Source organism: Thermosporothrix hazakensis (assembly GCF_003253565.1).
GTDB classification, from domain to species: domain Bacteria; phylum Chloroflexota; class Ktedonobacteria; order Ktedonobacterales; family Ktedonobacteraceae; genus Thermosporothrix; species Thermosporothrix hazakensis.
Genome location: NZ_QKUF01000055.1, coordinates 1 through 16596 on the forward strand (window position 1 = coordinate 1; position 16596 = coordinate 16596).

Sequence of the window (16596 nt, forward strand, 5' to 3'; positions counted from 1 at the left end):
GGCCCGATCGCGACCGGCCTGGTCAGCATTCCCTGCCGTTACCTGCATACTGGTTCAGAAATGGTCTCGCTGAAAGATGTCGATGCCGTCGCCGAACTGCTTGCACGCTTCGTGCTCTCGCTCGACGCAGACACCAATCTGATTCCGTAACCTGATAGACATAAATAAAGAACCGGTAGCCTTTCCCATCGCTATCGGTTCTTTGTTTTTCCGCTTACTGCCTCATTGGCGGCATCGGTGGCATCTGTTCTGGATATTGCGCCTGGGGCTCTTCATAATCTCGATATACGCTGCTCTGTTTCGGCGGCTGATAGTAGGCAGTCTCGACTTTCTCCTGATAGCTCTCTGCTGGCTGATAGCCGCCTTCGTAGGACATCGGCTCTGCCTGCGGCTGACTGCTCATATTTGCGTAGTATGCATCTTGATAACGGGTATCCTGTGGCTGAGAGGGCGGTTGATAGTAGGGCTGGCCCCATTGCATAGCTGCATCCTGATACCCTTGAACATGAGAAGGGCGTCTCCCCAGGAAGCTAAACAAAGCCACAAAACAAAAGATAATCACCAATGTAATAAACACGCCTCCCAGCCCCGAATTATGGAACAGGCCACTGAAGAGGAGCATCGGCACTACAAAAGGAATAAAGAAAAATCGTATCGGATGCCGCCCGCGTCTGTATCTCATCTGTATGCTCCCTTGCAAATAAGAAGAACCAGAATCCGTCTTCTCTCAACTATGCTACTGCATTACAACATCACATGTCCAGCCAATTATTTCATATTACGTATCGTTATTTTAAATATAACACTCAGCTATTTTGCTGTCAATGGATCCGTCCAGGAACAGAGAAGCACACTGGTTTTCCGTAATCCAGAGCACGCTTTTTCGTGTATAATCTCCATATTATTATTGATCTGTGCCATTCCTGTTTTCAGGTCTGACAGATCTCCTGTATTTCGCATATCGAGCCCATGCATTTTGAGAATAAGAAAGTGAAGCCATGATGATTCAACAGGTGCAACGACCAACACGAACGATGCTGCATAAGATGCTTCTTCTCAACAGCATTGCTATGTTTCTCTTTGTTCTTGTCTCCCTCCTCCTGTATGTCATCCTTCGCACAACCATCGGGCCACAACGTTTCGGTCTCTATACCCTTATCGGTTTGCTCTCGCTTGACTGTATTCTGCTTGAAGCTGCACTCTACTGGTTTTTGAAGTATCGCGGACTTTTTGAGCGACTCTCTCTCACCACGCGCCTTCTGCTGTTTCGCGTCCTATACCCATTCAACTGGCTCCTTATGGCAATCGGCCCGGCCATCGTGCTCATAGAGGCTGCACAGGGTAGGTTTGTCTATTCGCCTGATTTCATTCTTGGTCTGCTGCTCTTCGTCTTCGGCCTGGGCGAATTCATTAATTATTGCTACTTCAAAATTAATATGTCTCGCGAGGAAAAAGAACGGATGGCAGAGCAGAGGCGGCGTCCCGCTGGCCGCCTGATGCGTGAGAAGCAGCGTGTGGAGCAGCGTCTTCGGGCCAATACCCGCTAACTCCTCATTCGTTGATGAACTAGATGGAGATATGGTGGTGCTGAGCGTATCGTCCAGATCGTTAACCCGGTAGCTCCGACAACGAGCACTCCTGTTAGTGGCCAGGACCAGAGAAATAAGGTGACTGGAATCGTCACCGGGAGCAATGCCAGCATCGTCGGCAAGAAGAGCAGGCCAAACACGGCCAGCGCCAGCGCGATACGAGTATAGCGTTTCCAGGATGGGTCTGTGCGCGGCGGGCCCAATTCTGGAAGCAAATAGAGATGAGCGATAAGAACCGCCAGGATCGGGCTTCCAAGCTGATGCCAGGAAAAAGGAAAGGTCCAGGACAGCCAGAGCAGATGGTCCAGAAGCACGGAGAACAACAGCCCCAGTAGAAAGACGGTAACATAGCAGTTTCTTCGCCACGCCCATGAAGGCCGGGGTAGATGCGTCTCGGCCCAATTATCGGCAAAAGCAACCGGATCACTTCCCACAAGGGCTTGTAAAGAGGCTCCTTGCTCTTTCTCTCGACGCAAATGCTCTTCCAGTGAAGCAACCAATTTTTCCACCTCGCTCTTCGGAATACCGGCATAGTGCCAGCGCGCACAACATATCAAGAGATACTCGCGTAACGAATCGCGTCTTCCCTCCTTCTGCGGCGGTTTCCCCGATGATGTCTCATCCACCTGATTACACCTCTCCATAGAAACCTCACTCTTCTCCACAAACACTACCAGGCGCTCTTCTACATATTGTAATAACAATAGCCTCAATCTGGGTACCATTCAGTACCATTGTATATCAGATCGCTTTCTAAGCAGGAGCATTGGGAACCAGGAAAACTGTTTTTTCTCGTTGAGTTATACAGGAAATATGAAGTGTTTTGTCATGTATAACCTTTCTCATTCCAGTTTTCTATGCTATTATCGTAGCAGGTATTTCCTTTCTATAAAGAGCCATGAAATACCTCTAGAATTGAGTACATTCAGAAAAGGGAGCAAACTTTTCAGTCAATGCGATTAAAGAACCCAGAATGCAGCTTTCACTACAAAGCCGGGCAAAAAAGAGAATGGATGGAGTATGTATGCAACAGCAATCTCTGCAAACACAACATCCTTCGGGGTTTGAGGTCTGGAATGAATCCATCTCGTATGAGGAGCTCCAACGCATTCGCCAGCGCAGCCGGTACCGCTATCAACAAATACAGGAGATTGTGACCATTCAACGCTTCTGGCTACTGCTTACAGGGATAGTCAGCCTGCTCTCAATCCAGATCATCTATCCACTCGGTTACTGCTTGAAGCTCCTTTCAGGGACAGGAACGTTCTCCCCTCCTCTGGCACCTGTATCCCCGGGTGCAATCTTCGCTAGCCACCTGTTATGGGGGCCCATTAGTTGCTGTATGGTCCTCTTCTGGCATTTGCTTCTTCATCGCCAAACTGCTCGTATCGGAGCCAGGCGAGGCGCATTTGCGGGCTTCCTGGCTGCTATCTTCGGACCGATATGCACTCTGGTGATACATCTTCTTTTCTTTTCGATCTATGTTGATGTATACTATCTGCCTATGTTTCTTTTTATCTATGATTGCCTTCTTATGCTCATTTCAATGCCACTTTTCGTTGTCGTGGGGGCAGTCCTGGGAGGGATTGAGCGCAAACTAGTCCAGAGAAGAAGAACAAATATGAGTTAGTCTCAGAGAAAGAGGAGTTATGCAATCCGCAGAACAATCCTGGTGGGATCGAGAGCCACCCGAACAACAGGATGCGATCAGGCAGCAACGAAAACGCCGCCAGCAGGCATATACAAAAATCCAGTGGGCCAGAAGACAGCAATGCCAGAAGCAATGGAGTTATATTCGCCTGATGCTTATCACTATTATTGCACTCTGGCTTCCCTCGATGTTAATGCCGATCAGTCCGCTCTCGTTGCTTCTGTGTATCCTCTGGCCCTCCATCTTTTCAAAAACAATCAGCGGAGGAGCGTATGTCTGGCTTGCAGTGATCTCACTCGTTCAGGCCACCAGCATGTTCTTCTACTGGAGACATTTCATCGTTGCCTCACAACATCCAAATAGCAATGAAGGCTTTACTGCGGGCTGTACGGTTCCCTTTTTTACGTCACTTCTGATATTTGGTTTCACTGCAACTCTGGTAACGTTCTTCTATCCGCTGCTCGGGGCGGATTTCCCGGGCTACGCTTTTCAACTTTCCTGTATGAATATCTTTCTTGCACCTGTTCTGATCCTGCTTGGAACGATTCTGGCCGAGATCGAGCGGTGCTCACGAAAGACCCATCGATAAAAGTATATACGACAACAGGGAGTAGGAAGAGAACTACCGGGGCCAGAAGCCACCGTTCGACCGGCAACTGACCCGGGTGAAACGAGACGCAGCCTATCAGGCAGTCCGTGAGGCCGGGAAGCAGCGACGTGACAGCGTATGGCTACTCCTGAGTATAACATTCTATGCGTTCCTGCTCCCCATAGGAACCCATTACATGCCTATCTAGGTGGTGCTTCCCTTTTTTGCCTTCCTGCCACTACTTCTGTTGCGCTCTCCGGTGCTGGCTCTCTTATAGCATATGGGGAGGGTATGTCCATATAGTTCGTCGAGCAACGTTCTCCGGGGCATCTGCCAGGCTTACGGTCACCTTTCACGCGATTTTTCCCAATATCCTCATGCGGTTCTTCTTCATGTTCATAGTGCAAGATATCCTGTTTCCCGGGTTCTGTAATATCGCTACAGTCGCATTTCTTTCTCTTTTGCTCTGCCCGGTTAGTGCTTTGCTGGCACCTATCGAAAAACGACGACGGAACAACAGGCTCTATGCCTCCATGCGTTTTTTCAGCGTTAAAAAGAAAACAGTGCGGGAACGACGTTAAGCCGCTCACCGCACTTAAAAAGCAGGGCAAACATGATTTTTTTGTTACCAAATCACGTAGAATGGGCATTCAAATGTACCGACCATACTTCGCCATCCATAGCGGAGCAAAAAAGCAATACACTATACCCTACATCTTTACTGTACTGAATATCTCATCGCATTTCAAGTTTCGCATGTGCCTATTACCGAATTGGCTATATCCAGATGTGCTATAGATAGAGCGAGCATCAATTGATCCGGTCAAATTGCAAAAGAGAAAGAGATGTGCTACCCTTGTTCACATGGTTGGTGACCGGGCATTTTGAGTGAGAGGTACAACACATTTGATGCAAAAATATCAGGGAACCGTCTTTTTAACTGGCTATATCGTTGCGCAGCTCGGAGCTTTTTTCACGCTTTTGGTCTTTTTCGCTTTTCCCTATCTGACCATTGGTGGTAGTGCAACAGGCAACGAATCAGTAACGCTGATGCTCAGTCAGGCTCCACTTAGTGGCCGACTGCTCCTTATCCCGATCCTGTTTGTGATGCTCACCTGTGCGCTCCCGCTGCTCTCTTCGGGCAAGCTTCACTATTGGCCGCTCTGGATCATTTGCATTATCATCGGGAGTATTGCAGGTCTGCTGCTCTTTCTTGCAGAACTGGTTGGCGCGCTCGCGATGGCCTTTACCCCGCTTCCCGGCCTGACAGCAACCATTGGCCCGGGAACATGGAGCGGCGTTCTGGGAGAAATCGTGATCTTTGCGGGTGCTATTATTGCCTTATTTCAACGCCTGCGTATGCGCTTTCTCGCAAAAGCCACACAGGCAGCACCACCATTTCCCCCACAACCTTTTTATAGAGAATATACTTCTGTGCCACAAGCCCGGCCAGAAGAGCAACCGGAACACCCTTCGACACCAGCAGAGAAGCAAGATTGGTAATAAGGCGCCACAGAAGCTCTATGACGCCTTCCCATTGTTAGAGCAACAGAACCTTCACCAGTACGACACCGGCAACGGAGCCATCAGCGTTGCTCGTTGTAAAGAGACCGATCAGTCCTTCCTGCGCTCCGTTCTTGAAAGGAGACTGATAGGATACCTGCGTTGTAAACGTGGTCTCGCCCATCCCATCTTTGCCTCTTGCCTGTGCCTGTCCAATTGTAGCCTCTGTATGATCTAACACCCTGATCTCGCCAATCACCGCTTCAAAGGCGCGGCCCTTCCCTGCCACCGTTGCAGGACTGGAGACTCGATCGCCGCTGCCCGGGGTAGTGATTGCCAGTTCCTGAGACGTGACCGCCGTAACAAGCCAGATCCCTTTCTGCGCGTCACCTTCGAGCCGACTTAACCGAACCTGCAAGGGCATTGTTCCCGGTCTCGGGCTCTTCACGGTGGCAGTTGCCTCGTTATCTCCTTGCTTCCCACCTCCGATCACTGTCACCTGTGTCTCTTCCGGGAGCTTGAGCAGTTCCACTGCCATACGCTTTGCCACCTGTGCCGCATCAAGTCGCCAGGGCTCGTATCCCTGATCGACCTGCTTTTGCGCCTCTTCCGCCTCATACCGTGTTATCTCTGGATAGATACCCGGAAAGGCAACCTGTACCAGTCCTCCCGCCTCAGGTGACCATTTGAATTCTCGGCCCAGATTGCGCTTGTTGCCATCCTTCTTCTGCGTATCTACTTCACCGGTAACAACCGTGCTATAGCGGCTGATACGCGCCTCACCATTGTAGAGCCCCTGCAAGGTCAACAATTTCCGTGGAGACGGACTTGTCAGGTCATCAAAGACATAGACATCCAGCATACCACCCGTCCCTGTATAGCGCACCGTTACCAGCGCTTGGAGCGTTTCTTTTCCGGTCAGATGCGCACAGGAAACCTGTTCAACCGCGTTCACCTCTTGCTGGACCCCGAGAATAGGGCCCCAGTGGGATGGAGACGCGACAGTCTCAGGACATTGCTGCACGCCCGGCTTCACCTTCGTGTCAGGAGTCGACTCGTCCGCCTGCGTGCTCTGACTCACAGTACTCGTTGCAGTTAGCTGTGCAGTACTCCCTTTTTGCTCGGAGCCGCCACAGGCCGAAAGCAGTAACAAAAGCAAAAGGAGCGACACACAGCAGATTACTTTTCGCTGAAACAGAAACATCATATGTATCTCCCCGACTTTCTCTGATACTCACCTGGGTTATACTACCCCTACACATAGCATATTTACAAGCAAAACACGGAAATACCCAGAACTGCGAGCCCGTTCCTGCTCCCAGAACGAGATGTAATGCATGAGTGTCCTCTTGCTGCTCTCATTTCGTGCTCAGTAGAGAGAGAAAAAACCTGTACATCTTTCCTATAAAGAAAGGAGTGTTGAACGGTGGCAATGCAGACACCGCTTGAGCTTTTCCTTCACGAGTTGAGCGACATGTATGATGCTGAAAAGCGCATCGCGCAAACGCTGCCTATCCTGGCGAACGAGAGCACAGATCAGCAGCTCAAGGACGCCTACCAGCAACACGAAGCCGAGACACAGCACCATATTCAGAATCTCGATCAGTGCTTTCAGGAGCTGGGGAAGCAGCCGAGCTCAACAACCTGCTACGCAATAGCGGGCCTCAAACAGGAGCATGACGCCTTCCTGAAGGAGCAACCCACACCCGAAATTCTGTCCCTGTTCAATCTGGGTTGCGCAGCCAAAACCGAGGCCTATGAAATCGTCTCCTATAAGGGACTGGTGGAAAAAGCAGCCGCGATGGGTTATAACAAATGTGCCCAACTGCTTCAGGAGAATCTGGGGCAAGAGGAGGAGATGGCAAGACGCATTGAACAGTTTGCCCAGCGCCTTAGCAAGACCAAAGTGACCAGCCAGCAAAAATCCAGCGGCTAAAACAAGCGAGAAAAAGGTAGTGGGACCGCGCAAAAAGCGTGATCCCACTGTACTCGTTTTGTGACGGGTTTCCTCAGGCGTACTTCGAGACGTTCGCACAGGGCGAATCGGTCGAGATGTAGATGTCGGCCCATGCCTCAGGATCAACCTGACGCATCGAGTTGTGCGGCATATTCTTGACGCAGGGCTTCATCACACCATCGCCTTTACCCTGGCTGATGGGAATCCATGCGGCGTCGTTCACCAGAGCCTGCTCGGCCTGATTGTACATCTGCATACGCTTGGTCTGATCGGTTTCCTGATCAGCTTTGCGCATCAGAGCCTGAACTTCCTGCTGTTCTTTGGTCATGCCATAGTTCCAGTTGTTCTGGGCAGTCTTATCGAACTGCAAAGTCAGCCAGTCCTGCGGATCTGGATAGTCAGCGATCCAGGCACCAACCCACATCTGAAGACCCTTCGGGTTGTTGGTCGAGTTAGTAGTAACATCCAGGAACTTGGTCCAGTCAACGTTGTCGATCTGAACTTTCACGCCTAGTGTCTTCTCCCACATCTGCTGCAAAGCCTGGTAGGTCTGCATAGAAGCGGCGGAAGCAGCAGAAACAGTGAGGCGCAGCGGACCCACGCTATCGGCGGTCATGCCCTCTTCTTTCAAGCCCTCTTCCAGAAGCTTCTTCGCCAGAGCAGGATCACCGTTGATATTCTTCACACCAGCAGGGCCGGTCAGGTCCTTATTGTAGCCCGGCTGTCCATCAGGAACGATATGGTAGGACGGAATGTTACGATCCTTTGAGATATTGTGCGAAAGCTGTTCGCGGTTAATCGACAGAGCAAACGCCTGGCGAACCTTAACATTGTCGAACGGCTTGACCAGATAGTTCATGGTCACATAGCTCACGGAGAGCTCAGGAACACTCCAGTACTGGTTTTTCGGGAGCTGTTTCGCATGTTCCGTCTGAGCAGCAGGAACATTTGCAGCCATCAACTGATTGCCCTCATAGGCCTTCCAGGCAGTCTCGGTTGTCTTATAGAAGGCGTAGACAACTTTCTTCAGTTGAGGTTTCTTGCCATAGTAGTTGTCGTTCGGCACAACCTGAAGCTCAACACCATGATTCCACTTGCTCAGGGTGAACGGGCCAGAACCAGCGCCCTCACCGATATGCTCTGCCCAGCGATCACCATACTTATCAAGAATCTTCTTGTTCAGTACATAGGAGGTCGGATACGTCAGAGTCTGCAAGAAGTACGATGCCTTCTGTGTGGTCACAATCTTAATGGTGTTATCATCAGGAGTCAGCAAGCTATAGCCGATCAGGGTGGAGCGCTTGCCATTCACCATCTCATCAGCACCCTTGATCAGAGCGAGATAGGTGCCAGCAGTGGTTGACTTTGTCTTGGGGTCCAGAGCGCGGTTAATACTCCAGGCCACATCTTTGGAGGTCAGAGGATCGCCGTTGCTAAACTTCAAATTCGGTTTCAATTTGAAAGTCCAGGTCAGACCATCACTCTCCAACTGGTGGCTTTGTGCCAGCTCATCCTTGATATTCAGGTTGTTGTCAAACTCAACCAGACCGGTAAACATCTGCTGAATAATCGGGGATGACTCAGAGTCGGTAGTAATCGCGGGATCAAGCGTTTTGATATCCGCGGCACCGATACGAGGGACAACATAAATCTGGTCTTTTGCCTTGCCGCTATTACTGCTACTGTCGGTACCTCCACCACAGGCAGCAATCAGCAACGTGAGCAGACAAAGAACAGCCATGAGTGTACCACTCTTAAATTGCTTACGCACGTGCATGTCCTTCTCCACTAGGGACCGAAAAACCCATCGGCCCAAATAGAAACACTAGTTCGATCGACGATGAAGAAAATGCGCTTTCCTGCCGTTTGTCCGACTGCACTACCTGCATCTCTATATACATATATGTATACATATAGACACAGATAAAAAAAAGAGCATAGCCAGTCGCACAAAACATCTTTCTGGAATTCGGGCAGTTCAAGGAAGCGCCACTGTTCAGGGGATCATAGTTCCCGCTACGAGCCAGAGCGTATTGCTCCAGTCTGCTTAACAGCTATCCTACCACAACCATTCAGCAACAAGCAATACACCATATAGCACCATTGCAAGCTCAAATTCTTGGAGCAGAGAGTGAGAAGCCCTCTTCATCCTCCCCTACAGAAGCAGGTACCATCGCGTCCCCCCCACATTTTTGTACTCACTTACATACTACGTCAGCAGCTTGCTTGATTCTCACACAAAAAGCAGAGTTTTTTTCCGCGACCAAAAAAATCGTTGCAAGAGAACCACGTGCGAATTCTCTTGCAACGAAACGTCGATCAGAACTAAGTGGCGATAGCGAATATGATCTGGCTTTTATTTAACCGCCCACTTCGAGACATCCGGGCAGGGCTTGTCGTTTGAGATGTAGACATCTGCCCAACCATCCGGAGTCATAATACCCATCGGGTTGTCAACGAGATTCTTGACACAGGGCTTCGTAACAGATGCTTGCTTGTTCTGGCTCAGAGGAATCCAGGCCACATCATTGACTAGCTGCTGCTCAGCCTGATTGTACATCTGCATACGCTTGGCATTGTCGCGCTCGGCGTCAGCCTTCTTCATCAACTCCATGTTTGCTTTCTGCTCGGCCAGGTTCGGAGACTTGGACTTGTCGTGTCCATAGTTCCAGCTGTTCTGAGCAGGAACGGTGAACAACAGAGTCAGCCAGTCCTGTGGATCGGGATAGTCAGCGATCCAGCCGCTTTCCCAGATCATTGGTGCCTTGTCGTTGTCACGGGCGTTGTTAGTGACATCGAGGAAGGTGTTCCAGTCGAGATTGTCGATCACAACCTTGATCCCGAGCGTCTTTTCCCACATCTGCTGAATCGCTTCAGCGGACTGCTTACCAGCAGAGGAGGTGAATGAAGTGGTGTACTTAATGGTCGGCATCGTCTCACGGGTCAGGCCTTTCTCTTTCAGGCCTTCCTCGAAGAGCTTCTTCGCCAGCTCAGGATCACCTTTGGTGTCTTTCACCCCTCCAGGGCCTGTCAGGTTTGGATTGTAGCCGTCAGCACCCTCGGGAACGATATGGTTGGTCGGGATCGTCGCGCCTTTGTCAATGTTGGTCGACAGGATATCTTTGTTGATTGCCAGCGCGAACGCCTGACGGATCTTGATGTTGTCAAACGGAGAGATCAGGTAGTTCAGCGCGAAGTAGGAAATCCACAACTGCTTGGTCTCAGTGAACTGGCCGTTCGGCAGCTTCTTGGCGGCATCACGCTGTGCCGCAGGAACACCGGAACGCATCAACTGGTTCGACTGATAGGCCTTCCAGGTCACGTCACCGCTCTTATAGAACGGGCGCACGACGCGCTGAAGCTGCGGCTTCGGACCAAAATACTTCTCATTGCGGTCCAGGATCAGTTCAACAGAGCGCTGTGCTTTGGTCAGGACAAACTGGCCAGAGCCTGCACCCTCGCTGCTGTGATCGGTCCACTTGTCGCCATATTTCTCAACCAGCTTGGGGTTCACAATGTAGCTGGTTGGATAAGCCAGAGACTGCAAGAAATACTGCGCAGGCTGGCTCAGGATAATTTTCACGGTGCCTGGATCGGGAGCAAGCAGGCTGTACCCGATCAGCGTGGAACGCTTGCCCGCGTTGAACTCATCCACACCTTTGATCATGCTCATGTATGAAGCTGCGCTCGGAGACTTTGTCTTCGGATCAAGGGCACGGTTCAGGCTCCACACGATCTCTTTCGAGGTCAGGGGATCGCCATTGCTGAAGGTCAAATTGGGCTTCAATTTGAATGTATATGTGACGTTATCATCAGCAAGCTGGATATCCTGTGCCAGCTCACCCTGTAACTTCAGATTCTTATCAAAATTCACCAGCCCACTATATACCATACGAATGATAGAGCTGGAGTTCGCGTCAGTCACCATTGCAGGGTCTAACGTTTTGATCATCTCAACGCCTGCGATAGGCGAAACATAAATCTGGTCTTTTGCTTTTTCACTGGAATTGTTGTTCGCGGTCCCACCACCACAGGCAACAACCATTACAGCAAGCAGACAGAGCAGAAAGGAAAAGACTCCGCCTTTTAGCTGTTTTCGTACGTGCATGTCCTTCTCCACTAGGGGTTACTACAACCCGAATAGATGTTGAGGATACAAGATAGGAACTGCTGTATTTTTCTTCGCCTGCCCGTTGAAGTTAAATGACCAGCGCATCTTAAGCCAGAAAGGAGTACTTTCAGCGATACGCTTGTTTTTTCTTACACTTCACCCTAAAATAAAAGCAAAGAGAAAATACATGGCGGCACTACTGAAGCCTATCCTCAAAGCTTCAGCCGGAGACATACTACCACCATAGTTCTCGACGCTGTTTTACTACTCGGTAGCATCGAGTAGGCACAATCTATGTATAGTACTACGTATACATAGTCTTCATTTCTCACACATCCAGGTCCCTCTTTTTCCTCACCACTGATTTCTTAGTTTCAGTTCTCTAATAGCAACCTGGCAGTGTTCTAGTAATTACGCCACCTTTTCGTCATTTCTCTCACCGTCGCCTTCTTTTTCCCTTTTCAAAAAAAAGTCATCGTGAGGAGAAGTGTGTTCACTTCCTCACGATGACTATAAAGCTGACTACTTTTGCCAGGTGTTTCCCTGTTTACCTATATTGGGAGACATTTGCACAGGTCGAATCATTTGAGATGTAAATCTTTGACCAGCTATCAGGATGCGTCTGACCCATCGCGTTATCTTTTATCCCTTTCACACAGGGTTTGCGCACACCAGAGGCAAGAACCTGATCAATAGGCACCCAGGCCGCATGATTTGCCAGTTGCTGCTCTGCCTCATGATACATCTGCATACGCTTTGTCTCATCCGTTTCCTGATCGGCTTTCTTCATCAGTTCCTGATTGGCCTTCTGCTCAGGTGTCACGCCATAGTTCCAGCGGTTCTGTGTGGGATCAGCGAACAGCAAGGTCAGCCAGTCCTGTGGATCTGGATAGTCGGCAACCCAACCATGCAACCACATCTGCAAGCCTTTGGGGTTTCCGGCGGTATCGTTGGTCAGCGAGAGATACTTATTGTAGTCGACATCGTCGATCTGAACAGTAACGTCCAGCGTCTTCTGCAACATCTGCTGGATTGCTTCAACCTCCTGCTTACCAGCAGCAGAAGCAGTTGAAACGGTGAAGTGAATGGTTCCCAATGACTCACGTGTCATATTGGACTCTTTCAGCCCTTCATCGAAGAGCTTCTTCGCCAGCTCGGGATTTCCTTTGGTATCTTTCACACCAGCAGGGCCCGTCAGATTCTCGTTATAACCCGGCTGCCCTTCCGGAACAAAGTGGATGGTCGGAATAGTGCGATCCTTGTTGATGTTGTGCGAAATCTGGTCACGGTTAATTGCCAGCCAGACGCCCTGACGCACTTTGATGTTGTCAAATGGCTTGACCAGATAGTTCATGGTCAGATACTCAATCCAGAGCTGGGGAACCTGCCAGTACTGATTCTTGGGCAGCCCTTTTGCCTGCTCGGTGTAGGCAGCAGGAACACCAGAAGACATTAACTGGTTCGACTGATACGCCTTCCAGGCCGTTTCAGAAGTCTTATAGAATGGACGCACAACCTTCTTTAGCAGCGGCTTCTCGCCAAAATAGTTCTGATTGGGCTCAAAATCAATGCGCACGCCATGCTGCCATTTGGTCAACGTGAAGGGACCAGAACCGGCACCCTCGTTAATATGCTCTGTCCAGCGGTTTCCATACTTCTCCACAACCTTGCGGTTCACGGTGTAGGAAGTCGGATAGGTCAGCGCCTGCAAGAAATAGGCGGCCTTCTTGGCGGTCACGATCTTCACAGTCGATGGATCAGGAGCAAACAGGCTGTAATCTTTCAGGGTATCGCGCTTGCCTTCAACGCGCTCATCCGCCCCCTTAATCAGACCCATATATGCTCCAGCAACCGTGGACTTTGTCTGTGGATCAAGAGCGCGATCGATACTCCATATGACATCCTCAGAGGTCAGGGGATCACCATTGCTGAATTTCAAATTAGGGCGCAACTTGAAGACCCAGGTCAGACCATCGCTTTCAAGATGATAGTCTTCGGCCATCGTTTTCTTGATGTGCAGATCATCGTCAAATTCCACCAGCCCGGTGAACATCATCTGGATCATTGCACCGGAACCGGCATCGGTGGTTAGCGCCGGGTCCAGGGTCTTTACATCGGATGACCCAACATAAGGGGATACATAAATCTGGTCCTTAGCCATATCTTGCGGACCATTTCCGTTGGTGGTCTGCTGTGTTCCAGTATTTCCCCCACCACATGCAACGATCAGCATGGAGAACAGGCAGAAAAGCACCGGCAGGATAAGCCTGGTCTTTTTACGAACATGCATGTTTACCATTCTCCTTTGAGAACTTCTCGACGACAAAGGGAACGTACTTTCAGTTTTGTGCAACTGATAAGCCGTCGTAGCCTTGCATAGGCTCCATATGGTCAACAGAACGTGCGTCAGAACGTCTACTACAGTGCCATACGTAATTCTGTTGCCACTCCAGATAAGCTTTCTTTCCGCTAGGCATGAAAGTCCGGTCTAACACCATTTCAAACGCAGTTTCTCGCCCGATGATATCCCCTCGATAATACTTTTGGCACCAGGATATCCCCCAAACCTCTCAATCTCTCTGGCTTACTGCAAATAGTGTCGTATACTACTACGTAGAATTTCGTCCTTTTTTCACATCATTCTGGCCCTTCTTTTTCGCTTATTCTTATAAGGATGAGCTTTCCATTTCCTGCCGCCCCTTCGATGCAAGCGCTCTGATGCTTTGCACATCTCATCCATGCTATACTGTGAAAGAAGTGGATTGAGGAACCACATTTCAAAGCATGAGGGAGAGACAATGCGTGCATTAAACTATCAGGATCACGGCCTTGTGCTGGAACGCGACTATCCACGTCCAACCCCTGTTGAAGGGGAGGCGTTGATTCGCGTGACACAGGCTGGCATCTGCAATACTGACCTTGAGATCGTGCAGGGGTATATGGGGTTTCATGGCGTTCTGGGTCATGAATTTGTCGGGGTAGTAGAAGAAATATATGGAGAAATCACGCTCGACCAATATAATGCACTCTATGGAAAGCGAGTTGTCGGCGAAATTAACGCAGCCTGCAATCGGTATACCTGTTACTATTGCCGCAACGGCATGCCTACCCACTGTCCACAGCGCACGACACTCGGCATTGATAAACGTGATGGCGCTTTCGCCGACTATGTACAGCTCCCGATAGAGAATCTCCATGTTGTTCCAGATACCGTCAGCGACGATGAAGCAATCTTTGTTGAGCCACTGGCCGCGAATTTTGAGATTCTCGAACAGGTTCATCTCCGACCAACTGAAACCGTGCTGGTTCTTGGAGACGGCAAAATGGGACAGCTTGCTGCTCAGGTCCTGGCCCTCAATGGCGAAAAGGTGATTATGGTAGGCAAGCATAAGGAGAAACTTGCCCTTGCCTCACAACAGGGAATCAATACCTGTCTACTGACCGATCCCGAAACGTTTGCTTCTCCATTCGGTCGCCGCGCTGATGTCGTTATCGAATGCACCGGTTCAGAACAGGGGCTTCAAATGGCGCTGCGCCTCGTCCGTCCTCGTGGCACGGTAATTCTGAAGAGTACTGTTGCAGCGACCAGCAATCTGCATCTCGCTCCGATTGTGATAGATGAGATTCGGGTACAGGGCTCACGGTGCGGTCCATTCCCACCTGCACTCCAGGCACTCAAGCGCAAAATGGTCAATGTCAAACCACTTATCAGCGCCCGCTATTCCTTCGATCAAGCGCTTGAAGCATTTGAGCATGCCAAACAGCCCGGTACGCTCAAAGTGGTACTCACAATGTAGAACCGGGAACGACAGGGGCGACTTGGATCAGTCGTCCCTTTTATCCTGCTTCTTTTCCTCTTGCTTTTCCTCTTCTTCCCGGGGCAACCATTGTGGTCGGAATTCCGGACCTGTAGGGATATGAGGCAACAGCCGCGGGTCCCGAGAGGGCTGCTTTCTACGAAGCTTTTCGTCTTTTTCTTGCTTTTTTAGCTCTTCTTTTCTCATAAACACTCCTTCTTTTCCACTTCCGTTTAAAAGATATCACATTCGCCTACTTCTTTCAAACATACTAAGAAATAAGCAGACAAGGAAATAGCATTTTACTATCTATGTATGTGAATATACCTATTTTCTTATTTTAATAAATTTACAATAGACATATGCCTCTCTACTCACTATAATATGAAGCATCTCCCAGAAAGTAGAAGAGTGGAAAGGCGGGTCTATGGGGAAAGAATACGACAAAGGCTTCAAAGTGCTCATTCAACAGGACCCCGAGCGCTTTGTTAATTGGCTGATCGCTGGCGCACACTTCGTCGACTTTAAGAACGGTCAGCTCAATACCCTCCAACTGGACGTTGATGCTCTGATGGAAATAGAGGTTGATGGCGTCCATATGCTTCTACATGTCGAGTTTCAGGCAACGCACCGCCGCAATATGCCCATGCGCATTCTAAGGTATAATGTGTTAGTACGATGCGCACACGAATTGCCTGTCCTCTCCTGTGTCATCTATCTGTACAAAGATGGAGGCAAGCCGGAAGAGTCACCATTAATCTGGCAACTTCCCACAGGTCAGGAAGTGCTTCGCTTTCACTATATGCGCATCGCCCTCTGGGAACTCTCACCAGAGGACATCTGGAAACAGGGGCAAAAATTTCTGCTCCCTCTCCTGCCATTAACCAGGGGCGGAGCCAACCAGGCGGTTGTTGAACGTATGTTGGAGGAATTACATCCAGAGGAAAATAAGGAACTGGCACTGATCGGCTTTAGCCTTGCCACCAGCACATTTAAGCGGCTTGGAGCAAGCGCCGATCTTTCATGGTTGATAAGGAGATATCATATGCTCAACGATATTCTGCGGGACTCCCCCATCTTCCAGCTTATCGAACAAGAAGGTATTGAGAAAGGGCGCCGGGAAGGTATCGAGAAAGGGCGCCGGGAAGGTATCGAGAAAGGGCGCCGGGAAGGTATCGAGAAAGGGCGCATTGAAACCTCCCGTCATACCGCTCTCGCCATTTTGCAGGCTCGGTTCCCTCAGCAGCCGGCTCTCCATGCTCTTGCTCAACGGGTACTTGCAGGGCTCGTCGATCTCTCGCTGTTGCAGCAGCTTCCTGTCCGCTTCAGCACCGTTTCTTCTCCTGAAGAGGCTCAGCAGCTTCTCCTCTCGCTCAAGCCGGATTATGGGAGCTGATAT

14 protein-coding genes are annotated in these 16596 nt (G+C 50.0%); 8 read left to right on the top strand and 6 right to left on the bottom strand.

Annotated features, from left to right (window positions below):
- Positions 1–42 precede the first annotated feature (42 nt).
- Positions 43–150, top strand: a complete 108-nt coding sequence (locus tag EI42_RS34775; RefSeq protein WP_428843958.1) for a hypothetical protein — start codon at positions 43–45, stop codon at positions 148–150.
- A gap of 64 nt (positions 151–214) precedes the next feature.
- Here EI42_RS34775 and EI42_RS30790 read toward each other — a convergent pair whose 3' ends face one another.
- Complete coding sequence (locus tag EI42_RS30790) at positions 215–682, bottom strand: hypothetical protein (RefSeq protein WP_111326666.1); 468 nt, start codon at positions 680–682, stop codon at positions 215–217.
- 316 nt (positions 683–998) lie between these two features.
- Here EI42_RS30790 and EI42_RS30795 point away from each other — a divergent pair, with 316 nt between their 5' ends.
- Positions 999–1547: a hypothetical protein gene (locus EI42_RS30795; RefSeq protein WP_111326668.1), complete on the top strand. Its 549-nt coding sequence runs from the start codon at positions 999–1001 to the stop codon at positions 1545–1547.
- Here EI42_RS30795 and EI42_RS30800 read toward each other — a convergent pair.
- On the bottom strand, positions 1544–2215 hold the full coding sequence (locus EI42_RS30800) for a hypothetical protein (RefSeq protein WP_137686182.1): 672 nt from the start codon (positions 2213–2215) through the stop codon (positions 1544–1546). The two genes, EI42_RS30795 and EI42_RS30800, sit on opposite strands and share 4 nt — an antisense overlap.
- Before the next feature lie 398 nt (positions 2216–2613).
- Between EI42_RS30800 and EI42_RS30805 the strand changes: the two genes are divergently transcribed.
- The 3 genes from EI42_RS30805 (at position 2614) to EI42_RS30815 (ending at position 5332) form a co-directional block, all read left to right on the top strand.
- Positions 2614–3219, top strand: coding sequence for a hypothetical protein (locus EI42_RS30805; protein WP_111326672.1), 606 nt, complete (start codon positions 2614–2616; stop codon positions 3217–3219).
- A gap of 19 nt (positions 3220–3238) precedes the next feature.
- Positions 3239–3829 (top strand): hypothetical protein, encoded by a 591-nt coding sequence (locus EI42_RS30810; RefSeq protein ID WP_111326674.1) that lies wholly within the window; start codon positions 3239–3241, stop codon positions 3827–3829.
- 909 nt (positions 3830–4738) lie between these two features.
- On the top strand, positions 4739–5332 hold the full coding sequence (locus EI42_RS30815; RefSeq protein WP_111326676.1) for a hypothetical protein: 594 nt from the start codon (positions 4739–4741) through the stop codon (positions 5330–5332).
- A 37-nt stretch (positions 5333–5369) separates the two neighbouring features.
- Here the strand turns inward: EI42_RS30815 and EI42_RS30820 are convergent, their stop codons facing one another.
- On the bottom strand, positions 5370–6539 hold the full coding sequence (locus tag EI42_RS30820; protein ID WP_111326678.1) for a Gmad2 immunoglobulin-like domain-containing protein: 1170 nt from the start codon (positions 6537–6539) through the stop codon (positions 5370–5372).
- Between the two features lie 225 nt (positions 6540–6764).
- Between EI42_RS30820 and EI42_RS30825 the strand changes: the two genes are divergently transcribed.
- Positions 6765–7268 carry a YciE/YciF ferroxidase family protein gene (locus EI42_RS30825; protein ID WP_111326680.1) on the top strand — a complete coding sequence of 168 codons (504 nt, stop codon included), beginning with the start codon at positions 6765–6767 and terminating at the stop codon, positions 7266–7268.
- 73 nt (positions 7269–7341) lie between these two features.
- On the opposite strand, the gene EI42_RS30830 is transcribed toward EI42_RS30825, so the two are convergent.
- The 3 genes from EI42_RS30830 to EI42_RS30840 form a co-directional block, all read right to left on the bottom strand.
- Positions 7342–9066 (bottom strand): peptide ABC transporter substrate-binding protein, encoded by a 1725-nt coding sequence (locus EI42_RS30830; RefSeq protein ID WP_111326682.1) that lies wholly within the window; start codon positions 9064–9066, stop codon positions 7342–7344.
- Between the two features lie 579 nt (positions 9067–9645).
- The gene (locus EI42_RS30835; RefSeq protein ID WP_111326684.1) at positions 9646–11397 is read right to left on the bottom strand and encodes a peptide ABC transporter substrate-binding protein; all 1752 of its coding nucleotides are present in this window, start codon (positions 11395–11397) and stop codon (positions 9646–9648) included.
- 550 nt (positions 11398–11947) lie between these two features.
- Complete coding sequence (locus EI42_RS30840) at positions 11948–13690, bottom strand: peptide ABC transporter substrate-binding protein (RefSeq protein WP_111326686.1); 1743 nt, start codon at positions 13688–13690, stop codon at positions 11948–11950.
- A gap of 508 nt (positions 13691–14198) precedes the next feature.
- On the opposite strand from EI42_RS30840, the gene EI42_RS30845 reads away from it, so the two are divergent.
- Positions 14199–15197: an MDR/zinc-dependent alcohol dehydrogenase-like family protein gene (locus EI42_RS30845; protein WP_111326688.1), complete on the top strand. Its 999-nt coding sequence runs from the start codon at positions 14199–14201 to the stop codon at positions 15195–15197.
- 427 nt (positions 15198–15624) lie between these two features.
- Positions 15625–16593, top strand: a complete 969-nt coding sequence (locus tag EI42_RS30855) for an RpnC/YadD family protein (protein ID WP_111326692.1) — start codon at positions 15625–15627, stop codon at positions 16591–16593.
- Positions 16594–16596 lie beyond the last annotated feature (3 nt).